This window comes from Weissella sagaensis, from assembly GCF_005405285.1.
GTDB classification, from domain to species: Bacteria; Bacillota; Bacilli; order Lactobacillales; family Lactobacillaceae; genus Weissella; species Weissella sagaensis.
Genome location: NZ_BJDT01000010.1, coordinates 1 through 21,392 on the forward strand (window position 1 = coordinate 1; position 21,392 = coordinate 21,392).

Consider the following 21,392-nt stretch of genomic DNA (forward strand, 5'->3'; position numbering starts at 1 on the left):
TAGCGAATTGACTTCGCAAATGTTTTTGTTTCAAGCATAATGCTTGAAGACCCTACACATTTGTTCTATCGAAACGATATTCAGTTTTCAATGACCTACATTGCTGTCTCGCTGACAACTTAATCAGTATATCATCAAGCAAAACGCTTGTCAATAACTAATTTTAAGATTAAATAATCAATCCGTTGTGCGTCACAACTTAATCTATATTACAGTATACTTTTGTGAATGTCAATACTGTATTTTAGATATTTTTTGATGCTTTTTGAATTGATTTTTAAAATCTTTCCTCAAAGCCAACTTTTATATAATACGACTATACACAGCATAATGCAACCCCTAATTCACATTTTATATCATCTTATTTAAAAAAGAATTAGCATCAGAATAACGCAACGCAACAAACTACTCCTCAAAACCACTTTACTGATATGAAAAAGGACGACAATCTAACCATTATCCATGGTAGATTGTCGTCCTACTTAGACACAAAATCCTAATATAACACCTTTTGAAACATGTTTTTTTACATTCAGTTTGATTAACGCATCGTTGGGAACAACAAAACATCACGAATTGAATCAGCATCAGTTAGTAACATAACCAAACGATCAATTCCAATTCCCAATCCACCAGTAGGCGGCATACCGTATTCTAATGACTCAATAAAGTCTTCGTCAATACCTTCAGCTTCGTCATTACCAGCATCACGTTCAGCTGCTTGCGCTTCGAAACGTTCACGTTGATCAATTGGATCGTTTAACTCCGTAAATGCATTGGCATATTCACCACCTGAAATAAACAACTCAAAACGTTGTGCAAAACGTTTATCATCATCGCTTTTCTTAGCTAGTGGTGAAACTTCAACTGGGTGGCCATAAACAAAGGTTGGATCAATCAATGTTTCTTCAACAAAATCCTCAAAGAATTCATTAATAATATGTCCAACACCCCAGTATTGTTCATATTTAACCCCTTTTTCGTCTGCAATTGCACGAGCTTGTTCAAGGGAATAATCTTGCCAGAAATCAACACCAGTCTTCTCTTTGATCAAATCAACCATATGCTTACGAGCAAAAGGCTTTGCCAAATCAATATTTGTTCCCTGATAAGTAATCATCATATCATCAGCCACCACTTTTGCAGCTGCTTTAAAGATGTTTTCTGTTTCAGTCATTACATCGCCCAAGTCCCAAAATGCTGCATATGACTCCATAACAGTAAATTCAGGGTTGTGTTTTGGATCCATTCCTTCATTTCTGAAGACACGACCAATTTCATATACACGTTCCATACCACCAACGATTAGGCGCTTTAAGTGTAGCTCTAAAGCAATACGCATGTATAAATCAATATTCAAAGCATTATGATGCGTGATGAACGGACGTGCAGCAGCACCACCAGCAGCATTTTGCAACATTGGTGTCTCAACTTCCGTAAAACCATCCCCATCCATGTAGGCACGAATAGCTGAAATAATCTTTGAACGTTTTTGGAAACGCTCAAATGAATCATCGTTTGCAATCAAATCCAAATAACGTTGACGATATTTCGTCTCAACGTCAGTTAAACCATGGAATTTGTCAGGCAATGGACGCAAAGCTTTTGACAAGTGAACAATTTCAGTCACGCTCAATGATAACTCACCAGCACGTGTCTTAATCATTGTGCCTTTAAAGCCAAGCCAGTCACCCAAATCAGACTTCTTAAACCAATCATATACTTCTTCACCAACTATTGGCTTTTGAACGAATACTTGAATACGTCCAGAACGATCCTTAATATCAGCAAAACTGATTTTACCTGAACGACGCTTAGTCATCATTCGTCCAGCAATCGTTACTTCATTTGCTTGTGCTTCCAAATCTTCGCCTGAAACATCATCATACAATGCATGTAATTCTGATGCCATATGTGTCCGATCAAAACGGTGACCAAATGGATCGATGCCTGCTTCGCGCAGTTCGGTCATTTTTTCACGACGCTTGATCATTTGGTCATTTAATGACACTTGTTGATCAGCCATTCTTCTATCCCTGCCTCATTTTTCATTAATTAATTCGTAATTGGTTTCTACCATACATATCTATAAGTTTGCCAATATTCAACACATTTTGCAAGTCCGAACTGCTACTTTTTATAAACCACTTGCATCTTTACTTGCAATAATTGCTTGCAATTGCGTTTCATCAAAATTGATAACTTTGCCAGTAAAACGATCAACAATTTCAACACCATGATCTTCAGCCAAAATTGCTTGCAATTCACTTAACGGTAACGTCGCTAGCATACGTGCATACTCATGTCTAGTAATCGCTGGATACAATGACACTTCAGTTGTGGTCAAAACCTGCAATTCTTCAGCACCAAATAAGTTTTGTAATAAATCACTTGGCGTGTACCCTTCCATCATTTGAGTTGAAATAGCTGGAAAATTTGCTAAGCGGGTTTCTAATTGTTCAATATCTTCATTTGTGGCATCTGGTAGCGTTGATACCATAAAACCACCAGCTGTCACAACACTACCATCTGGATCAACTAATACAGAAACTGCAACCGCTGACGGAATTTGTTCTGACTTGGCCATATAATAAGTTAAATCGTCTCCAATTTCACCTGTTGCCAAAGCAACTTTACCTGTGAAAGGTTCATTGGTCCCGTAGTCCTTTGTGACTGTCAAAAAGCCGTCCACACCAACTGCAGTTGCAACATCAGGTTGTTGCTTAACGTTTAATGGCAACGTCACTTGCGGATTGGTTACATAACCACGAACTTCTCCTTGTGCTGATGATTCAACAACAATTTTACCAGCAGGGCCTTGACCATCAATACTAACTGCTAAACGTTCTTCTCCTTTAAGAATTGCGTTTGACATCATCAAAGAACCAATTAATGCACGTCCTAAGATTGTTGTGCCAAGTTGTGTCGCATCATGAAATGTTGCGACTTCTTTTATCATCTCAGTTGCATCAATTGCAATTGCACGAAACTTACCATCTGTCGTAATCGCACGTACTAATTTATCTGCCATAATATCTTTCCTTTTCCTATTTGTTTCCCGTTATCAAGTGTAACACAGAGTATATAAAAAAAGAGCCTAGGGAGCAGCTCCCTAAACTCTTTTAGTTTATTAAACATTAAGCTTTATCGTCATCATCTGACGTTGTCGTTTCTTCTGATGAAGCTGCTGCTTCATCTTCTGTTAGCTTGTCATTTGCTGCTTGCTTTGCTTGCTCGTATGACATTGGTGTACCATCATTTTTTTTTGCTTCGTTCTCATTTTCTGGCATTTTACCAGTGTTGAACAAGCTCAAAATTTGCTTTTCATCCAATGTTTCATATTCTAACAATGCTTGTGCAATTGCTTCATGACGATCCTTATAACGTAGAATAATGTCACATGCTGTTTCATACCCTTGCGTTGTAATGTGTCGAACTTCTTCATCAATTAGGCGCGACGTTGTATCTGAATATAATGGTTGACCATATTGTGGGCCATTATCCTTCTCCAACTGAACCATTCCTAATTTATCAGACATACCATATTGCGTTACCATCGCACGTGCAATACCAGTAGCCTGCTCAAAGTCGTTTGATGCCCCTGAAGATTGTTGATTGAATAGCAATACTTCAGCAGCACGACCACCCATCAAACCAGCAACTTGATCCATAGCATCAGTCTTGCTCATCAACATTTGGTCTTCACGTGGTAGCATAATTGCGTATCCGCCGGCACGACCACGAGGCACAATCGTTACCTTATGAACAACACGTGCTTCATTTAAGACAAGACCAACAATAGCGTGTCCTGCTTCGTGGTACGCAACAGTATTACGTTCCTTAGCTGAAATCACACGATCCTTCTTAGCAGGTCCTGCAATCACACGATCTTCAGCCTCATCCAAGTCCTTAGCTGTAATCGTATTACTATTACGACGTGCAGCTAACAAAGCTGATTCATTCAACAAGTTTTCCAAATCAGCTCCAACGAATCCTGGAGTCTGCTTAGCAATTTCTTTCAAATCAACACTTGAGTCTAATGGCTTATTCTTAGCATGAACCTTTAAGATAGCTTCACGACCCTTAACGTCAGGACGGCCAACCAAAATCTTTCGATCAAAACGACCAGGACGAAGCAAGGCAGGGTCCAAAACGTCAGAACGGTTGGTAGCCGCCATCACAATAACCCCTTCGTTACCTTCGAATCCATCCATTTCAACCAACATTTGGTTCAGCGTTTGCTCACGTTCGTCGTGACCACCACCCATACCGTTACCACGTTGACGTCCAACTGCATCAATTTCATCAATAAAGATAATTGATGGTGCAGACTTTTTAGCGTTTTCAAACAAGTCACGAACACGACTTGCCCCAACACCAACGAACATTTCAACGAAGTCTGATCCAGAAATTGAATAGAATGGCACACCAGCTTCACCGGCAACGGCTTTGGCTAGCAAAGTCTTACCAGTTCCGGGAGGTCCCTCTAGTAGAACACCCGACGGGATACGGGCACCTAACTTCAAGAATTTCTTAGGATCTTTCAAAAATTCAACAACTTCGACCAATTCTTGCTTTTCTTCTTCAGCGCCAGCAACGTCGCCAAAACGCTTCTTGTTTTCTGATGGGTCAGCAGCCTTAGCTTTTGATTTTCCCATACCCATCATGTTACCACGACCACCTTGACCGCCTTGATTCATACCACCCATCATTAGGTAGAATAATCCGACCATCAAAAGTAATGGCAACATGGTTACTGCAAGTGTACCCCAGAAATTAGAAGGTTGTGGTTTTGTCGTTACGTCTGTCTTTGAAGCATCTGCAGCCTTTTGGACATCAGCAACAATATTATCGCTCCCAACCAACTTGGTTTCAAAAGAATTAGCTTTCTTTGAACTACCACCTAATAGTGAAGTAAATGCATCATTGTTAGCATCTTTATCAGATTGTGCTTTTTTGTATTCACCCTTAATGTCATAGACACCATCGCCAGGTTGAATCGTGACTTTATCAATCTTTTTGTCACGCAATTCCGTCATGAATGTTGACGTAGAAATAGTCTTTGTATTTGAAGTCTGCGTGGGCCCAGCTACCCAATAAATCAAACCCATAATACCTAGGACTACAATTACGTAAAACAAACTATTTCGGACAAAATTTCCGTTTCGTTGGTTTTTCATCAATTCCTCCCAAGAACAGGTAGTAATAGCAGTTACTACCTCATATAATGTACTAGCTTAATGATTTGGTGTGATGTCTACCGTGTCAACCATATCAGCATGTTGTGGATCATAAACTTCACGTTTCAAAACGCCCACATATGGTAGATTACGATATAGTTGCTTGTAATCAAGCCCATATCCTACCACAAAGGCTTTTGGTACATCAAAGCCAACATAGTCAACCGTTGCTTCCACAACGCGACCATCTTTTTTGTCCAACAAACTAGCCGTTTTTACTGATTTTGCACCACGGTCTTTTAATAACTCAACCATAAACTTTAATGATCGACCAGTATCAACGATATCTTCCATGATAATAATATCACGACCTGCAATATCAGTTTGTAAATCTGTTACCAAATCAACACTTCCTGATGAGGCGATACCACCGTTATAACTAGAAACATCGATGAATTCAACTTCTGCATATTGCATATGTCTCATAACATCAACGGTCCACAAAACAGCACCTTTAAGTACTGATAGAATAATCGGCGTTTGACCTTCGTAGTCAGCAGCTAATTGCTCACCTACTCGTTTTGCAGCTTTTGCAATTTCTGCTTCGCTATACAATACCCGTTCGATATCATTATTCATATCTGGTTGGTTCATGTTTTGTTAATCTCCTAAATCTTGATTCCCCTACTGTTACATAACTTTAAGAATAACATGTTTAGCCTTAAATGTTTAGTCAATAACCAATAATTTTACCCTTTTAATAATTGTAAATTTTCATGACTTCTAACAAGTAGGTTATTACCCTGTAAATGAACTGTTCCGGTTGCAATATTTTTATTTTTCATTAATTGCACCGCCTGCTCTAATTGACGATTTTTTACATCTAATATTTGATACTTTTGCAACCACTTTTGTAACACTAACACCAATTGAGACGTTGGCAATTCCCAGTCTAAATGACCTTGCTCTAAATCAGCTACGTATTGTGTGATTTGCGGAGCAGCCAATGCTTGTAATGCCGCTAGTTCCTCAGCAAAATCAATAATATGTGGCATTGCTTGTTGATTAATCTGTTGTAAATCAGGAATGATGGCATGTCGTAATCGATTACGCGCATATTTTTGATCATCATTAGTGTAATCATCAATCCATTCTTGCACAGGCTCTTTAACCAAACCTTGTAATTCTACTTTTGAAAGATCTAAAAACGGTCTCACCAATTGTAAATGATTCGTTAGCGTTTGTTTAGCAGGCATCCCCGTAAGTTGATCCAAACGACTACCACGCGCTAACTTATATAAAATCGTCTCAGCCTGGTCATCACGATGATGTGCCGTGACAATCATATTGGCCTTAATTTTATTGGCGACCGTAAACATGGTTTGATAGCGTCTATCGCGTGCTTGTTCTTCAACAGAGATCGTTGGCACTTCATCCCAATTGATTCTTTCTATTGCCCGCACTACTAAATTGGGCGTATTGGATAACACGCGTCGTACAAAGGTTTCTTCTTGCATCGCATCTTGTCTTAGTTGATGGTTAATATAAATAGCACTGACTTTAGGTTGAATATCTTGAGGTAAATCGCCTTCTGTCAACCACCGTAGTAACCGTAACGAATCTTGTCCACCTGACACGGCTACTAACACATGATCATTGGCGTTAAATAATTGTTGTTCACGAATTTTACGGATCAAATTAGCTCGCAAAACTTTTGGTTTCATACGATATACTCCATTATCTTTACTTGATTAGTCTTATTATATGACAAAATCTACCAGCATATAAAAAACAGACTTACGCTAATATGTAAGTCTGCTGATCATTAATATCGTTAATTTGGCATATTGAACACAATTTCATTATCTTTTGTGTACATATATTTTTCACGGATTAATTTTTGCAAATAACTATCATCATGCAAATCTTGCACTTCTTGTTTTAGATCCGCATTATTTTGCTTAGCGTTAATCAAAGCTTTATTAGTCTGTTGTAATCCAGCTGAGGCATTTGTATATTTGGTTTGTTGACCATATAAATTAATCATCGCCAATACGGTAATAATTAACATCGCAATTACAGCAATGCCTCGACGTCGCCAGTGAATCCATCGACTATATTGCTCTTGGCGCATTTGAAAATGCATATGTTGTTTTCCGGCAGTATTTAACGGCTCAATATTTGATTGTTTTCTAACTTTTCTCATATCATCAGCCTCCCAAAAACAACACAAAAGTAATCTCTAATCACTCTAACTTTAACGCTAAACTTAAATATTCTTAACTCTCATTAACGTTTCTTAATGATTTTATATAAAAACATAACAGAGCGTTACGTTATTTACTATTATTACTAAAATCTTGTGCATATGTCTCAGAAACGATTCGATACATATGTTCTGCTTCATCTTTTTTCGTTGTTTCAACAATTCGTTCAATTTCAATGGTTGTCGTTTTATTTCCAAAACGAATCGTTAATTCATCGCCACTTTTAACATCACTAGATGACTTGGCTGTTTTGCCATTAATATCAATCCGTCCTTGGTCTGCAATATCTTTCGCTACTGATCGACGTTTAATCAAACGTGCTACTTTTAAGTATTTATCTAATCGCATTATTTGTTTCTTCTTTCCAAAAAATTATATATTTTATATCCTTTAGGCAAAGCATACCACTCTGCTACTGATAGTAATCGTAATCGCCATAGCATTATGATAAATACTATTATACCAATTAATATAGCAATAATCAGGATTATTAAACTGGCTAAACGCGATGATCCTATAAAAATGTCACTAATTTTGCACCATCCACCAGCACTGACTAACACACCAAGCAAAGTTATCATAAACTTCAACCACCAGTATGGTGCATGCCATTGTTGCCACACCGTTTTAGGTAAACGATGCATCACAATATATAACATTGGCAATAACGATAGCATCGTGGCCCATGAAGCACCGATGATGCCATATTTTGGTACTAACCAGATATTCAACCCGTATTTAATAACCATCGTTAAAATAATTAACCAGCTTATTCCTCGTGTTTTATTTAAACTTTGTAAAACACTTGTACCAATTAAAATTAAGGTGGCTGGTATGACAGTTAATACAAATACAATCAAGGCATGACTACCTTCACGTGTACTAAACAATACTTGATTAACAACCGGCATCACTGCCATTAACCCACACGTTGCTACTCCTGATAATATCAGCGATAAGCGAAACATCATTTGAAAATCATTAACAAATTCTTTTTGTTCATGATGGACAACATGATTTCGTAAAACTGGTAACAATGAAGTACTAATCGCTGTTGCTAAAACCATCCCCAATTGCACCAGTGGTTGGCCACGATCATATACACCCTTAGCATATTCAGCTGCTTGCGTACTTAGACCATGAATTTCTAATAATCCTTTAGTTGAAAATGAATCTACTAGCTGTAATAGCACCAATAATCCGGCTAACATAGCCAATAAATTGCCTTCATTCCAAAGGCGACGAAAAATTCTAAACCAGCCAATTGATTTATCTTTTTTAACAGATTTTGTAGTCGGGGTCCGCCAAATTGATTTCACAATATTCGTCATATACAACGTTGCAGCAGCAGCAGCAACAGCAGCGGCAGCCATCGCCCAGGTACCAATTGTGTAGACAGACCATTTAGCCGAAACACCATACCACGCAATCGCAATAATAATTGCCACGCGTGCAATTTGTTCAATAATTTGTGAAATTGCTGTGGGCATCATATTAAGTTGCCCTTGTGCAAAGCCACGGCCAACTGCCAAAAATGGCATAAACCAAAACATCCACGCGACCGCTTTGACAACTGGCGTCAATTTTAAATTGCCACCCATTCCCAATGCTAATATTGGTGCCCCACCATAAACCAAAATAAATAACCCACAACTAATGAACAGCAACCACCAAAACAACCGCCTAGCAACTAATTGTTGATGTGCTTCATCAGGTTGTTCAGTAATGATTTTTGAAATAAATACTGGCCAACCACTTAAGGCTAACACGACGCCAATACCATAAATAGGATAGACCTGTTGGTACACATAAAAACCAGTATTACCAACTAAATTCTGAAATGGAATACGATATACAGCACTCAATAACTTCGCACTCATTCCTGCTAAGGTTAAAATACCAGCGCCTACCATTAAATTTTGACCACTTTTACGCATATGCTCAGTCCTTTTTTGGTAATAATGCCGTCAAAAACTGCATTAAGTTTTCTAACCAATCATCGTCTGTTTGCTTAGGCTGAATTGCCATGGCAAATAAAACGGGTTCATTTACTTTAATTTGTCCGCGTGTTTTCGTCAAGGCACTCGCCTGTTTAACTTGTTGTGCTGTAACCGTTGCCTCTTGAGAAAAATTAATCATCACCAATTCTGGTTGATTAATCGTTCGTTTGATTTGCTTAATACCTAGCTGATCAGCTAGCGCCTTTAGCTTAGATACTTCTAACAAGCGACTAGCCGCTGCCGGTATATCACCAAAACGATCAACTAAATCATCTGTAATTTCTGCAAACTGTTCCGCTTTGTTTGCCTTACGAATACGTTGATATAAATCAATTTTTTGTGGGCCATCAGCAACATAACTTGATGGCAAATATGCTTCAACCTGCAAATCCAACTCTGAATCCACTTGTTTAACCTGTTTACCTTGTTTTGCAGCCACCGCTTCTTGAAGCATTTGCGTATATAAATCATACCCCACAGTATTAATGAAACCGTGTTGTGATTGTCCCAACAAATCGCCCGCACCACGAATTGATAAATCACGCATCGCAATTTTGAACCCAGAACCTAATTCTGTAAAATCGCGAATAGCTGTTAATCGCTTTTCGCTTTCTTCATTCAAAGAACGCGTTCCTGGATACGTAAAGTAGGCATAGGCCACATTATGTGAACGTCCCACACGACCACGCAACTGATAAAGTTGTGATAAGCCCATGTAATCAGCATTTTCAACAAATAACGTATTAGCGTTTGGAATATCCACACCCGTTTCAATAATAGTTGTCGTAACTAAGACGTCATACTCACCATTAATAAAATCGACCAGAATACCCTCCATCTGGGCTTCCGTCATTTGCCCGTGAATATAGGCAACTCGGGCCTCCGGAACCAAACTTTGAATCATCCCGGCGACCTTTTCAATATCAGCGACACGATTATGCAAATAGAATGTTTGACCACCTCGGGCCATTTCTCGTTCAACAGCATTTGCAATAACGCGACCATTTTGTTCCATAACATACGTTTGAATTGGGTAACGATTAGCTGGCGGTGTTTCAATTACCGACAGGTCTCGCACACCAACCATGGCCATATTTAATGTTCTTGGAATTGGCGTCGCAGTTAACGTCAAAACATCGACATTTGTTTGTAAGCTTTTAAGGCGCTCTTTATGTTTAACCCCAAAGCGCTGTTCTTCGTCGATAATTAACAGCCCAAGATCACCAAAAACCACATCTTTAGCCAACAAACTATGTGTCCCAATGACAATATCAATGGTGTGATTTTTTAAACCAGCTTTGATTTCTTTCTTTTGCTTAGGCGTTTGAAAACGCGACATCCCCGCAATTTTTAAATCAGTACCTTCAAAACGATTAATAAATGACTCATAATGTTGCTGTGCCAAAATAGTCGTTGGTACCAACATCGCAACCTGTTTACCTTCATGTGCCGCTTTAAAAGCAGCTCGCATCGCAACTTCAGTTTTCCCAAACCCAACATCGCCAACCAATAAACGATCCATTGGTCGCACCTTTTCCATATCAGCTTTGATCTCTTTTATAGACCGAATTTGATCTGGTGTTTCAGGATAAGGAAACGCCTCTTCAAAATTATGCATGGCATCGTCATCGGGGGCAAAAGCATAACCTTTTTTAATTTCGCGTTCTGCATATAATGCCAATAAATCGTCTGCAATATCTTCAACTTTTTTAGCAACTTTAGCCTTTGCCCGTTGCCACTCAGGGCCACCCATCTTATTAATCTTGGGGGCTTTTTCAGCAGCACCAACATACTTTTGCACTAAATCTAACTGTGTAACCGGAATAAACAACTTTGCACCTTTTTGATAACCAATCGTAATATAATCTTGTTTAACACCACGATTTTCAATCGTCTGCATCCCTTCATAGATACCAATACCATGATTAACATGCACAACGTAATCACCCGGCTTTAACTCATTGTAACTCTTAATCCGTTCTGCATTTGATAACGTTTGTCGTTTCGGCGCTCGTTTACGTACTTGTTGAAATAATTCTTTTTCGGTTAAAACAACCAACTTTTGCATTGGTAGCTCAAAACCTGCACTCAAGGGTAATGTTGTTAATTGTGTTCGACCATCTGTTAGACCATCAACAGCTACCTGATTAATTTTGACACCAAAATCATTTAATGTCTGAACTAATTTAACTTGACGCTCAGTTGAATTGGTAAGGAAAACAATCGTCATATTTTGCTTTTGCCAACGATCAACCTCACCCTTTAACAGTGGCATTTGCCCAAAAAATTGTTGTGTTGGGCGAACGGTCACATTTGTTAAACTGGTTTGTCGTAACTGCCCAATGCCTCGTTGTAATGGTGATAACACTAAACTGGTTTGCTGAATATCGCGAGCCTGATCGGTTAGAGTCCAACCAAAATCATCAACTGGTAATACTTGCTGCTTTGATAATTTATCTGCCCACCAATTGGTGTCATCTAAGCGCATTTGGGCAGCATTTTCCACAGCGCGTGGGTAATCATCAAATACCGCAACCCCATTTTCTGGTAGATAGTCAAATAAACTGACTGCATCTGGATACAAAAAATGTAGATAGGCACGAATATCCGGCAATAATTGACCATCAGCTAAAGTAGTTAGCAATGGTGTCATCGCCTCCGTTAAGTGACGTTTATCGGCCCCTTCCAATGAATCACGATATTTCGTCATCGCTAACTCAAGACGCGTTTTAGCTTGTCCACGTTCTTCATCATCAATGATCAAATCGGTTGCTGGTAAAATAGTTAAACTATCCAAATTATCAATACTGCGCTGTGTTTCCGCATCAAAAGAACGCATTGAATCTAGTTGCGTATCAAAAAAATCCAACCGGATTGGATTACCAACATCTAATGGGTAAACATCAATAATTGATCCACGAATTGCAAATTCACCCGGTTGCTCAACTGTAGAATTTCGATGATATCCCATTTGATGTAATTGCATTTCTAATTGATTTAGTTCATATTCATGATCAAAGTCAATCGTGATTTGTGCCTTTTTAAATGCATCAACCGTTGGCAAATAACGTTGTGCACCTGCAATGCCCGTCACCACTACTGCTTGCGGATCCGTCAATAGTAATTGCATGGCCTGAACACGGGCTAGGCGAGTATCTAGGGATGTCACTGATAATTCTGCAGCGATACTTTCTTCTGCTGGAAATGATCGGACATGCTCATCACCTAGTAGCGCTTGTAAATCTTCGGTCAATTGATCAGCATGAAATTGACTATCTGACACAATCACCATTGGTTGCTGCGTTTTCTTTTGTAGCGCAGCCAAATAAACCGTTCGTGCTGTCCCCGAAATACCCGTCATTAAATGACGACCACCGTGCTTCAGCCCAGTTGCTAATTGCTGTAAGTCTTTATCTTGTTGTAAAAATTCCGTTAACTCCATAACGCCTATTTATCCTTTTAATTAAACTGATTCATCAAGATTGGCATTTCTTTACCAGCAGCAAATCCTTCGAAAATTTCAACTGCTTGATCTAGTCCTGACAACAAATCGGGTTGCTCATCCTGACCAAAATGTCCTAATACATAATCCACCACTGCTTGATGAACATGCGCTGGATGACCAATACCAAACTTTAGACGATTAAATTTTTGTGTCCCTAATTGATTTGCAATACTTTTAATCCCGTTGTGTCCACCGGCAGAGCCTTTTTGACGTAAACGTAGTCGACCTAGATCCATGTCCATATCATCTTGAACAACCAATAAATCAGCTAAATCTAACTTATAGTAATCAACTAATGGACGAACAGCATCTCCAGAATCATTCATATAGGTCGTTGGTTTTACTAATAAAACTTTTTCATTATTAATCCGTACATCTGCCACAAATGCATGATGTTGGCCGTCTTGCTTAAATGTTGCTTGGTACTTATCTGCCAAGACATCCACCGTCATAAAGCCAATATTGTGACGTGTTTTATCATATTCTTTACCAATATTACCCAAACCAACAATCATCTTCATTTTGCTTTTAACCTCACTGTTTCATTTTAACTAACGCACGAAATGGGTCGAGGCTGATTTAGCCCCCACCCAAATACGTTATTTATTTTTACTTAATGACTATAAATTTTAACCCAAATCACGCCATTTTGATAGTCTTAACTATTTTACTTGTTGGCATGATAACTATCAAAGAACTGCAATTGATTATGATCTTGGAATTCTTTCCCTAATTGTAACAACAATTGATCCTGTCCCTTATCTGCTTCAAATTGTACACCTAATGGTAATCCTTGCTTTGTCACATACGTTGGTAAGCTAAGTGCCGGCTCCCCCGAAACATTCGCTAACTGTGTAAACGGTGTTTTTGATAAACCATGAAGCCATGCATCATAAATTAATTGAATTTGTTTTTTATGATTTAAATTCTGAATATGCTTTAATTGCTTAACATATTTAGGTAAGTAGGCTGGATCACTATTTTTAGGTGCTGGTGTTGCCGTTGTCGGTGTCAAATAGATCGGATAAGTCTTATGAAAATCCGTCATTTGTTGACTAACTTTTGCCATTTCGGATGTAACAAATTGTTCACTTTGTTTAGTCTGTTTCTTATCTGCTTGATACAAGGCCCATGTCATAGGAGAAACATCCTTAAATTGCATGTTTTCACCAGTTTTTTCCTTGATCATTTCATTCGCATCCGTACCAGTTGGTGTTGATTCTGTATAATACATCTTCATAAGCTTCTTACCATCAACTGGCGCATCATGCTTAACGACAGTATAACCTTGCGACCTTAAAAATTTTACCGATTGTTGCACTGCCTTAACAGCATCTTTGCTAACTTTTGTTCCGACTGGTGATTTAGTTGAATAAGCAATTTTTAACTGCTTTAAATCAGTGGGTGCATCTTTAATCAATTCTGGATGATCAGCATTCTGCATGCCTTTAAAATAAGTTTGTAAATCTGAAATTTGCCGAGCATTAGCAAAATTAACCGTTGAAGGTACCGTGCTATCTCCAGTAATTGCCCCTTGTGTTGGTTTTAATCCAATTACGCCTGTAAATGATGCTGGAATTCTAAGCGAACCACCCGCATCGTTACCAGTTGCCATTGGCACAAAATCAGCCGCAACACTTGCGACTGCTCCTCCCGAAGAACCACCTGTATTACGAGATAGACGCCAAGGATTATGGGCAACACCATTCAACTTTGAATCTGTGATATTTACTAATCCTAATTCCGGAAAATTAGTTTGACCAATAATCACAAATCCCATTGACTGCAACTTCTTAACATAGTCACTTGTTTCAGTTGCTTTATTATCCTTAAGATCTTTTAGCCCCCTGGTATTCGATTCACCATCTAATTGCTGACCCAGACCTTTTATTAAAATTGGTACACCAAAGAAAGGTTGCCCCGTATCCTTCAAAGCTACTGACTCTTTTAATGCTGCTGACTCACGTAAACTAATAACTGCATTTAATTGCGGATTTTCAGCTTTTATTTGTGAAATTGCATGCTTAATTAATTGCTGACTAGTGACTTTACCATCACGAATCATCTGAGCCAATTCACTTGCTGACGCTTTTCGATAGACATCAGCATCAATACCATCCTGATTAACCTTTTTGTGTTGTAGCACGTCTGTCTTGGCATACACATGCTGATTTTGCATCACCACACCTATCCCTGCGCTCAACACCATCCCAAGTACTGCAAATTTCAGAATTTTTTTGCTATTCATTTTATGTCCCCCCAAGAACTAAAACTACTATTTTAATGACTACACTACCAATATCCCACATACTGATATTAACTAAGATGCTTAATCGTGCATCTATAAATTAATTTTACGCCAGTTATAATCTCTTTTGTAATCACATATGTACTACTGACGCAACAAACTAAATCACAGCAATAAAAAATAACCTCATTCCAAATAATAATCGGATTGAAGTTATTTTAATTTATCTATTTCGCCTGATTATGCTCGTCTTCCCAACGAGTTTTGATAATTGAAGCAATGATTGCAATGGCCAATAAACCAATAATCACCACTAATGATGTAACATTTGAAATTTCAAATTGCCAATCAAACATTTTGCCGGCTTCATTAATTAACATCTTTGCCCCAATAAAAGCTAGAATACCAGCCAATGCGTACTTAATGTAACGGAACATTGGCAATAACTTTGATAATGCAAAGAATAATGAACGTAGTCCTAGAACGGCAAAGATGTTAGAAGTTACGACAATAAATGTATCTTGTGTCACTGCTAATACTGCCGGAATTGAATCAACCGCAAACAACAGATCAGAAAGTTCAATGAAAATTAATGCGATTAAGAATGGTGTCACATAATGCTTACCATTTTCCTTAACGATAAAATGCGGCTTACTAACATCATCTTTAACAGGTAAAAATTTGCGTAGTACTTGAATAATTTTACTGTCATCCAAATTTTGATCCTCATTTTTATTGAAGAACATTTTAATACCAGTATAAACTAAGAAAATACCAAATAAGTACATCAACCCTTCAAACTTATGCAATAAGGCTGCGCCACCTAAGATAAATAGGACACGCATTACCACGGCACCAAATACTCCCCAAAAGAGCACACGGTGTTGATAACGTGCTTCAATACCGAAAAATCCAAAGACTAAGATAAAAATGAACAGATTATCCATGCTCAACGACTCTTCAAGCAAATAGCCAGTAATGAAATCAATGGCATGACCACTACCAGCAAAGTACCAAACACCACCAGCAAATATAAACGCTAATGCAATCCATGCCGCTGTTTGTAACAAAGACTTTTTAAAAGTTGGCACCTCGCCTTTTTTATTAAAAACAGTCAAATCTAATACAAGCATCGCAATCACAAATGCAAAAAATCCAACCCAAACCCATATATTAACTTCCATTTAGTACGCTTCCTTTTTTGTTTTATTACAAAATAATTCATTGCAAATAATGAACTATACTAGTTTATATTTTATAACAAAAAAGAACCTGAAACAGTCATTTGTTTCAGATTCCGTATTTCTTTATGATTTTGTTACCGGATCACTCATTGTGTTAAAACTACGACGACGGATAACAAAATAGATAAATAATGCTAGTAGTGAAACCAGTGCAACGCTGATGATAACTATTAGTTCAGTATTAATTGCACCACCAATCATAATTGTTTCACGCAAGCCATTCACTGAATAAGTCATTGGTACCAATGGGTGTAACCATTCATAAAACTTATTTGATAGTTCAATTGGATAAGTTCCGGCAGCTACACTTAGTTGAACAACCAACAAAACCATTGAGACAAAAGCACCAGCACGGCCAAACCACATGTAGATAGCCGTAACTAATAGTGCATCCATATAACTTGTTAGTAACATGACCAAGAATGTTTGCCCTGGATTAATTGGATCCATACCCAATACCCAATCGCTTAGCGCATACAAGACCATCGGCGCCAAGGTTGCAATACCAAGCAAAATAGCCATCTTTGAACCGAACCACGCACCCAATGATGATATTTTTGTTCGTGGTGTCAACATATCTAGCATCAAATTCAATGCCATCATACCAACGAACATTCCTACTGAAAACATGTATGGAATCATACCAGTTCCATTGTTAGGTACCTTATCTTTTTCAGTATGTGCTAACTTAGCTGGCGTAGCCATTTGCTTTAGCGTTCCCTTAGTACTCTTAAGCTGACCAGCTTGCTTACCGGCATCTGCTAGTTTGTCCGCTAAGGTTTGATTTCCTGTGTTCATCTTCGTCAAAGCTGGCCCCATCTGTTGCGCAGCACTTGCTAGCTTTTCTGAACCGTCACTAATTTGACCGGCACCGCCACTTAATTGGCTAGCACCGCTGTTTAGTTGATCACTCATACCATTTAAGGTCTGAAGTCCACCATTCAATTCTGTAGCACCACTAGCTAATTGGCCGACACCACCACTTAATGTTTGTGCCCCTGATTGTAATGTTGCCACACTACTATTCAATGTTGCTGACTTACCTTGTAATGTTTGCAAACCGGTATTTAATGTTTGACCACCTGTCGCTAATTTATTAACAGCACCCTTTAGTGTTGGTAATTTATCATTTAACTGTTGTGAACCAGCTGCTAGTTGTGAAACAGCATCTGGCACTTGTTGCATCGCCGTTAATTGATTATTAATTGTTTTTACATCTGTATTTTGTAGCGTCTTATTTAATGCTGTTAATGTTCCTTGATGCTTTTGAACTGTTTGCACTAACTGACTGACATTACCTTGCAATGCGGTTGCATGTTGTGTCATTGTAGCTAAGACTTTAGCAGTCTGCGTGTTACTTTGTTTGGTTGCCAATGACTGTACAAATTTTTGCTTTTGCTCTGCTGTTAGCTCAATACCTGCATCATTCATGGCTGCATTCACATTGTTTGTTAATATCCCTTGATCAGCTGCATTCGCTTGCTCTAACGCCTTTATATCTGACTGCAACGTATTAAATTGACTATTAATTGCTTGATCATTTGGTAAAGCAGCCTGTGTATCATCAATTACAGCTGATAATGATGTTAATTCTTTTTGAACTTTGGCTAAATTACCTTTTACATCATTATCAACCATCTGCTTATTTAACTTTGCCAAACCATTGTTTAACTGTGTAACACCAGTCTGCAACGTTGGTACCTGTTGATTTAATTGATTTAGCCCAGTTGACAATGTTTGGCTACCTTGAGCCGCTTTACCAACTGCTGCTGTATATTGCTGCGTTCCTTGCTTTAATTGTCCAATACCATTAATCAACGTTGGCGCCTGTTGATTCATTTGATTCAAACCAGAAGCAAGTTGTTTACTTCCCGTACTTGCTTGACTAACCGCAGATGTATATTGACCAACGCCTTGTGTTAGGGTTTTAGCGCCATCCTGGAAAGTTAATGAACTAGCAGCTAGCTTATTAAGGTTGGCAGTCACTTGGTCACTACCATCTTTTAACGTATTAGCACCATCAGCTAATTTTTTATTAGCAGCACCGGCTTCATCCATCCCCTTACCAGCTTTTTGTATCTCTTTAAACAATGTCTTAGTATAAATTTTTGTAACCTTACCAGAAATTTGATTGCCAATCTTTTCAGCACCTGATTCAGATAACTTACCAGCAATGAAACTATGACCAGAACTCGTTTCATATTGCAATTTCATTTGCTTAGGTTGTTTATCCAATAATGTCGTTGCATTTTGTGAAAAGTTCTTTGGAATCGTAATGACTGTGTAGTATTTACCATCATCTAGACCCTTTTGGGCTGCCGTTGCTGATGGAAATTTAAAATTCATTGCATCCGATTTTTGTAATTCTTCTTTTAAATCATGACCCACTGTTAACTTTTTTCCTGCATAAGTCACCGATTTATCCTTATTAACAACGGCTACTGGTAATTTACTGACTTCGCCATAAGGATTCCACAATGAACCTAGGAAAGTGACAGCATAAATTGATGGTACAAACAATAAAACAAAAAGAACTAACATATAAAATTTATGTGCTTTTAGCCATTGCCACTCTGATTTCAACATTGTTTTTTCTCCTTCTATAACAAATCATTGAACAACTTGTTGAATATTTTTTCTCTGAGGACTATATTAATGCTAATAGGGCATTAGTACAATGTACAATTTTAAACACGTTGTTCAATAAATGGAGTAAAAAAATTATGAGACAAGCTGATCGTAACGCACGTACAAAACAAAACATCAAACAATCCTTTATAAAACTAATTGAAAATAAGGGATTTAGTAATATCACGGTATCTGACATCACACGTGATGCGGCTGTGAGCCGAGGTACTTTCTATGTACACTATACGGATAAGTATGAGTTATTAACTAAAATTGAAGACGAATTGATTATGAATATCACGGCAGCATTAAAGAATAATCTAAAAGAACCGTTAAGTAACAATTATAATGCCGATCGTTCCGGTGCAACGTATCGTGTTTTTAGCCAAGCTTTAGAATACGTTGACAGCGAACGCGCAACCATGCATGCATTATTTTCAGCTAATGGCGATTCACAATTTTTTTCACAGGTCAAAACTGTCGTGGATAATCTTTTTACAACCCAATTATCAAAAAACAATGGCTATTTCGTTAATGATATTCCCATTGACTATACCAAGGAAATTGCGATTAACAGTATCTTAAACATCGTTCGTCATTGGCTTGATAAACGTAATCCCGAATCCCCTGATGAATTAGCCAACATTTTAATGCGTAGTCGTTTTATGTCACCCCATGATTTAATTGCTTTCAATTAAAAAAGAGGGTAATAATACAAAAACCGTCATGTTGTTAGTTGACGGTCTTTCATATTGTTTTCACTTAATTTATTATGCTAGTCGCTAATAGTTGCTGCCAATTCATTTGAATTTGTTCTTCTAATTTTTCTAAAGTTATCGAGCGTAATTGGGCAACTTTTTGATAAACACTTTTGAGAATAATTGCATATTCACTGATATCAACAGTACGGTTTAGTACCCAAGTAAAGCTTTCTAATCCGTCTGATTCGATAAATAATTGTGTTGGCGCAACTTTTTTTGCAAATTTTTGAACGACTGGATCCGTCAATACATCTGGTCCAATTGAAAAATAACTATTGGGTCGTCGCACATACTCATCTTGATATAATTTAGATGAATACCAATGCACTAAAATGGTTAATTGCGGGTATGCTTTCAAAATTGCCAAGATTTCTGCTTCACAACCTTTCGTATGCAAAATAACTGGCTTATGTTGTTGTTGTGCCGCTTGTAATTGTTGCATAAAAACTGGTCGTTGTATGGTTAAGGGAACATCTGTCCACTCTGTATCTAAACCAATTTCACCAATGATTGATGCTGTAGCTAGCAACTGTTGATCAACAACTTGGCGTTCTGATTCCCACGGATGGACACCATAACTAACGAGCTGCTGCATACCTGCATATTGCTGATTAAATTGAAATTCATCTGTAGTCGTGGCATTTAAAATACTAGCAATATGATTAGCTTGCTGTGCACCAATAAATTTTGCATTGCCATCACTATGACTATGCATATCGATTAACATTATCTAAACTCCTAACAAAAAAGTGACTAACTAGGCAGACTCATCCGCCTAGTTAGTCACTTTTTTTAATATCTTACACATACGATGATTGTGATAAATCTTCTAACGACTCAAGATGATAACCTTTTCTAGACAAAATCTTGATAATCTTTGATAGAGATCCTTCACTAACCGTACGCGGTAACGTAAATAAAAGACGCGTGGTACGCGGATTCTTATCAGGATCTAAAGTCATCGCTGATGAAATGGTGGTATACCGAGAAATGATATGGGTTGCTTTTTCCAATGTTCCCCGCTCACCTTCTGATACCAAAGTTAAGCTATAACGGCCACCATCAGTTGTCCAAGAATCAGCTAATAATCGCATCATGCGTGAGTGCGTTAAGATACCAATAAAATGGTTGTCATTATCAAGAACCGAAATAAATGGTAAATCTTTTAGCGTAAAAAAGGCTTCATAAAAAGTTGATTCAACTCGAACAAACTTTGTCATATTGCGCATATAACTGGTCACTGGTGCATTCAAATCACCACCTTGAATAAGGTGTTGATAAATATGTAATTTATAGATTGCACCACGGAACAATTGTCCACTTTCGTCTAAAATAGGAATAGCTCGAAAGTTGGAATTATCAAAGACATCCAATGCATCTTGGAGTGTTGCATTTTCACTGAGCGTTGTTAATAGGTCTCGAGACTTAACTAAAGTCGCTAACATTTAGACAACTCCTATCCTTAGTTTCTAATTCAATTATAATACCACGAAACCTGTTATACTGCACTATTTTCTGGAACTCGTAATGTAAACTTTACTTTAAAATGAGAAAATTAG

16 protein-coding genes are annotated in these 21,392 nt (G+C 37.9%); 1 reads left to right on the top strand and 15 read right to left on the bottom strand.

The window, feature by feature from the left end:
* Positions 1–541: 541 nt before the first annotated feature.
* The 13 genes from lysS to FFM55_RS08435 form a co-directional block, all read right to left on the bottom strand.
* On the bottom strand, positions 542–2,026 hold the full coding sequence (gene lysS / locus FFM55_RS08375; RefSeq protein ID WP_137600909.1) for a lysine--tRNA ligase: 1,485 nt from the start codon (positions 2,024–2,026) through the stop codon (positions 542–544).
* A 111-nt stretch (positions 2,027–2,137) separates the two neighbouring features.
* Positions 2,138–3,031, bottom strand: coding sequence for an Hsp33 family molecular chaperone HslO (gene hslO / locus FFM55_RS08380; RefSeq protein ID WP_042494594.1), 894 nt, complete (start codon positions 3,029–3,031; stop codon positions 2,138–2,140).
* Positions 3,032–3,137: 106 nt separating this feature from the next.
* Positions 3,138–5,180: an ATP-dependent zinc metalloprotease FtsH gene (gene ftsH, locus FFM55_RS08385; RefSeq protein WP_137600910.1), complete on the bottom strand. Its 2,043-nt coding sequence runs from the start codon at positions 5,178–5,180 to the stop codon at positions 3,138–3,140.
* 57 nt (positions 5,181–5,237) lie between these two features.
* A complete protein-coding gene (gene hpt, locus FFM55_RS08390; RefSeq protein WP_081839349.1) occupies positions 5,238–5,834 on the bottom strand; it encodes a hypoxanthine phosphoribosyltransferase in 597 nt (198 codons plus the stop codon).
* Between the two features lie 95 nt (positions 5,835–5,929).
* Positions 5,930–6,904: a tRNA lysidine(34) synthetase TilS gene (gene tilS, locus FFM55_RS08395; RefSeq protein ID WP_042494590.1), complete on the bottom strand. Its 975-nt coding sequence runs from the start codon at positions 6,902–6,904 to the stop codon at positions 5,930–5,932.
* A 110-nt stretch (positions 6,905–7,014) separates the two neighbouring features.
* Positions 7,015–7,386: an FtsB family cell division protein gene (locus FFM55_RS08400; protein WP_042494588.1), complete on the bottom strand. Its 372-nt coding sequence runs from the start codon at positions 7,384–7,386 to the stop codon at positions 7,015–7,017.
* A gap of 130 nt (positions 7,387–7,516) precedes the next feature.
* Complete coding sequence (locus tag FFM55_RS08405; protein WP_042494586.1) at positions 7,517–7,795, bottom strand: RNA-binding S4 domain-containing protein; 279 nt, start codon at positions 7,793–7,795, stop codon at positions 7,517–7,519.
* On the bottom strand, positions 7,795–9,384 hold the full coding sequence (locus FFM55_RS08410; protein WP_137600911.1) for a polysaccharide biosynthesis protein: 1,590 nt from the start codon (positions 9,382–9,384) through the stop codon (positions 7,795–7,797). Before FFM55_RS08410 ends, FFM55_RS08405 begins: the two co-directional genes overlap by 1 nt.
* 4 nt (positions 9,385–9,388) lie before the next feature.
* Positions 9,389–12,889, bottom strand: coding sequence for a transcription-repair coupling factor (gene mfd, locus FFM55_RS08415; RefSeq protein ID WP_137600912.1), 3,501 nt, complete (start codon positions 12,887–12,889; stop codon positions 9,389–9,391).
* A 17-nt stretch (positions 12,890–12,906) separates the two neighbouring features.
* The gene (gene pth, locus FFM55_RS08420; RefSeq protein WP_042494583.1) at positions 12,907–13,473 is read right to left on the bottom strand and encodes an aminoacyl-tRNA hydrolase; all 567 of its coding nucleotides are present in this window, start codon (positions 13,471–13,473) and stop codon (positions 12,907–12,909) included.
* 146 nt (positions 13,474–13,619) lie between these two features.
* Complete coding sequence (locus FFM55_RS08425; RefSeq protein WP_042494582.1) at positions 13,620–15,200, bottom strand: amidase family protein; 1,581 nt, start codon at positions 15,198–15,200, stop codon at positions 13,620–13,622.
* A gap of 227 nt (positions 15,201–15,427) precedes the next feature.
* Positions 15,428–16,384, bottom strand: coding sequence for a TerC/Alx family metal homeostasis membrane protein (locus FFM55_RS08430; RefSeq protein ID WP_042494580.1), 957 nt, complete (start codon positions 16,382–16,384; stop codon positions 15,428–15,430).
* A gap of 123 nt (positions 16,385–16,507) precedes the next feature.
* The gene (locus FFM55_RS08435; protein ID WP_137600913.1) at positions 16,508–19,030 is read right to left on the bottom strand and encodes a YhgE/Pip domain-containing protein; all 2,523 of its coding nucleotides are present in this window, start codon (positions 19,028–19,030) and stop codon (positions 16,508–16,510) included.
* A 137-nt stretch (positions 19,031–19,167) separates the two neighbouring features.
* On the opposite strand from FFM55_RS08435, the gene FFM55_RS08440 reads away from it, so the two are divergent.
* On the top strand, positions 19,168–19,770 hold the full coding sequence (locus FFM55_RS08440; protein ID WP_137600914.1) for a TetR/AcrR family transcriptional regulator C-terminal domain-containing protein: 603 nt from the start codon (positions 19,168–19,170) through the stop codon (positions 19,768–19,770).
* 64 nt (positions 19,771–19,834) lie between these two features.
* Here FFM55_RS08440 and FFM55_RS08445 read toward each other — a convergent pair whose 3' ends face one another.
* Positions 19,835–20,560 (bottom strand): TatD family hydrolase, encoded by a 726-nt coding sequence (locus tag FFM55_RS08445; protein ID WP_042494574.1) that lies wholly within the window; start codon positions 20,558–20,560, stop codon positions 19,835–19,837.
* Positions 20,561–20,633: 73 nt separating this feature from the next.
* Entirely contained in the window at positions 20,634–21,278 is a 645-nt protein-coding gene (cbpA, locus tag FFM55_RS08450; protein ID WP_042494573.1) for a cyclic di-AMP binding protein CbpA, read from the bottom strand.
* Between the last annotated feature and the right edge of the window lie 114 nt (positions 21,279–21,392).

Bases quoted from the DNA above. Each gene is read 5' to 3' on its own strand.
- lysS (WP_137600909.1), bottom strand. From the start codon at position 2,026: ATGGCTGATCAACAAGTGTCATTAAATGACCAAATGATCAAGCGTCGT.
- hslO (WP_042494594.1), bottom strand. From the start codon at position 3,031: ATGGCAGATAAATTAGTACGTGCGATTACGACAGATGGTAAGTTTCGT.
- ftsH (WP_137600910.1), bottom strand. From the start codon at position 5,180: ATGAAAAACCAACGAAACGGAAATTTTGTCCGAAATAGTTTGTTTTAC.
- hpt (WP_081839349.1), bottom strand. From the start codon at position 5,834: ATGAACCAACCAGATATGAATAATGATATCGAACGGGTATTGTATAGC.
- tilS (WP_042494590.1), bottom strand. From the start codon at position 6,904: ATGAAACCAAAAGTTTTGCGAGCTAATTTGATCCGTAAAATTCGTGAA.
- FFM55_RS08400 (WP_042494588.1), bottom strand. From the start codon at position 7,386: ATGAGAAAAGTTAGAAAACAATCAAATATTGAGCCGTTAAATACTGCC.
- FFM55_RS08405 (WP_042494586.1), bottom strand. From the start codon at position 7,795: ATGCGATTAGATAAATACTTAAAAGTAGCACGTTTGATTAAACGTCGA.
- FFM55_RS08410 (WP_137600911.1), bottom strand. From the start codon at position 9,384: ATGCGTAAAAGTGGTCAAAATTTAATGGTAGGCGCTGGTATTTTAACC.
- mfd (WP_137600912.1), bottom strand. From the start codon at position 12,889: ATGGAGTTAACGGAATTTTTACAACAAGATAAAGACTTACAGCAATTA.
- pth (WP_042494583.1), bottom strand. From the start codon at position 13,473: ATGAAGATGATTGTTGGTTTGGGTAATATTGGTAAAGAATATGATAAA.
- FFM55_RS08425 (WP_042494582.1), bottom strand. From the start codon at position 15,200: ATGAATAGCAAAAAAATTCTGAAATTTGCAGTACTTGGGATGGTGTTG.
- FFM55_RS08430 (WP_042494580.1), bottom strand. From the start codon at position 16,384: ATGGAAGTTAATATATGGGTTTGGGTTGGATTTTTTGCATTTGTGATT.
- FFM55_RS08435 (WP_137600913.1), bottom strand. From the start codon at position 19,030: ATGTTGAAATCAGAGTGGCAATGGCTAAAAGCACATAAATTTTATATG.
- FFM55_RS08440 (WP_137600914.1), top strand. From the start codon at position 19,168: ATGAGACAAGCTGATCGTAACGCACGTACAAAACAAAACATCAAACAA.
- FFM55_RS08445 (WP_042494574.1), bottom strand. From the start codon at position 20,560: ATGTTAATCGATATGCATAGTCATAGTGATGGCAATGCAAAATTTATT.
- cbpA (WP_042494573.1), bottom strand. From the start codon at position 21,278: ATGTTAGCGACTTTAGTTAAGTCTCGAGACCTATTAACAACGCTCAGT.